The following is a 2,269-nucleotide window of genomic DNA, read 5'->3' on the forward strand; positions in this document are numbered from 1 at the left end:
CGCCGGCAAGGAGCTCGGGCTGGTGGCGGAGGGCCTGGACCACCTGCGCGAGGCCCTGCGGACCGCCGAGGGCGAGGGGCTGACCTACGCGGCCGCTCAGGTGCGGTCCACCATGGTGGGGCTGCTCGGCGCGAGCGGAGACGCCGACGGCGCGCTCGCGGCCGCCGACGCCGCCGCTCCGGTGTTGCGGGGCGCGGACGCCGACCGGCTGGCCGCCAACCGCGCGTTCGCGCTGGCCCGCAGCGGGCTCATGGACGAGGCGCTCGGCACCGCGCGCCGGGCCCTCGCGGGCATGCGCGCGGGCACCGACCCGGCCGCGCTCGCCGGGCTGCTGTCCACGATCGGGCTGACCCAGGTCTACCGCGGCGAGCTCGACTCCGCCGAGTCGGCCCTGACCGAGGCGGCGGTGACCGCGGACCGGGCCGGCCTGACCCATCAGGCCGCGATGGCCAGGGGCAATCTGGCGTTCGCCGCCTCGCGCCGCGGCGACCTGCCCCGGGCACTGGCGCTGTACGCCGCCGTCGAGCCGGACCTGACGCCCGAACGGGTGGCCCAGTGCAGGTTCGACCGGGCCGAGACGCTGATCGCGGCCGGGCTCGCCACCGAGGCGCGGGCGCTGCTCGCCGCGACCCTCGCCGACGTGGCCGAGCGGGGCTACCGCGCCGACATCGCCGACGGGCTGCTCCTGCTGGCACGCGCCGAGCTGGACGGCGGCGATCCGCTGAGCGCCGCCGACACCGCGTGCCGGGCGAGCCGGGAATTCGCCCGGCAGGAGCGTACGGGCTGGATGCCGCTGGCCGACCACCTCGGGATCCGCGCTCGGTGGGCGGCCGGAGACCGGTCCGAGGATCTTCTGGGCACGGCGCGTACGGTGGCGGACACGCTCGGTCCGGCCGGCTGGGCCGGGCCGGCCGCCGACACGCGGATCGTCGCGGCGCTGGCGGCGCTGCACCTCGGCCGCCCCGCCGTCGCCCGGGATCTGCTCGCGCGGGTGAGCCCGGCCAGGTGGCACGGGCCGGTCGCGACCCGGGTGGCCGCGTGGCACGCCACCGCGCTGGAACGCGCCTCGCGCGGGGACCGGCGCGGCGCCGCGGCCGCGGTGCGGGCGGGCCTGCTGGTCGTCGACGACCACGCCGCGGCGCTCGGTGCCACGGAACTGCGCGCGCGGGCCGCGGATCTCGCCGCCGACCTGGCCGGTCTCGGGCTGCGGCAGGCCCGGTCGGGGCGGGAGCTGCTCGCCGCCGAGGAGCGCCGCCGTGCCATCGCCTGCCGGCCGCCGTCCCTGCGCCCGCCCGCGGACCCGAGGCGGGCCGCCGCCCTGGCCGAGCTGCGGCGGGTCAGCGCGGAGCACACCGAGGCGACCGCCGCCGGCCACGGCACCCGGGACACCGCGGACCGGCTTGTGCGGCTGGAGGCGGCGGTACGGGCGACGGCCCGGACCCGGTCGGTGCCCGGCACCGGAGCACGCTCCCCACGGGCCCGGGTCGAGGAGCTCACCGGCGCGCTCGGTCACCGGGCCCTCGTGGAGTTCGTCAGGCTCGGCCCGGAACTGCACGCGGTGACCCTGGCCGACGGGCGCTGCCGCCGGTGGTCACTCGGCGGCTACGAGGAGGCCGCTCGAGCGGCCAGGCTCATGCGGTTCGACCTGCGCGTGCTCGCGGAACGCGGAGACCACCTCGCGGCGGGGACCGAGCCGGCCGCCGCCGCGGCGCGGGCGGAGGAGCTACTGATCGGCCCGCTGCGGCGGGTCATCGGCGATCGCGAGCTGGTCATCGCCTCCACAGCCGCTCTGCATGCGCTGCCGTGGGCCGCGCTTCCAGGGCTGGCCGCGCGCCCGCTCACGGTCGTCCCGTCGGCGGCGGCCTGGCTGCGAACCGGAGCGTCGCCGCCGGCCGCCCGCGGCCGGGACGGCGCGGCCGGCCATGCCTTGGGCGACGCGGGCCGCGTGGTGCTCGTCGCGGGCCCGGACCTGGGCCATGCCGACGCCGAGATCGCGGCGCTGGCGCGGATCTACCCCGGCGCGACCGTTCTGACCGGGCCGCAGGCCCGCGCCGACACGGTCCGGCGCGCTCTCGACGGCGGCGCGCTGGCGCATGTCGCCGCGCACGGGACGTTCCGTGACGACAGCCCGCTCTTCTCCCGCCTGCTTCTGGCCGACGGGCCGTTGATCGCCTATGACCTGGACGGCCTGCGCCGGGCGCCGCGGGTGGTGGTGTTGTCGGCCTGCGACGCCGGCCGCGCCGACGCCGGAGAGGCGGTCATGGGCATG

Annotated in this window: 1 protein-coding gene; it reads left to right on the forward strand. The window is 79.2% G+C overall.

The features are described from left to right. On the forward strand, positions 1 to 2,269 hold a 2,269-nt coding region (locus HKK72_RS38710), incomplete at both ends, for a CHAT domain-containing protein (protein WP_187239346.1).

The organism is Actinomadura sp. HBU206391 (assembly GCF_014323665.1).
Taxonomy (GTDB): Bacteria; Actinomycetota; Actinomycetes; order Streptosporangiales; family Streptosporangiaceae; genus Actinomadura_C.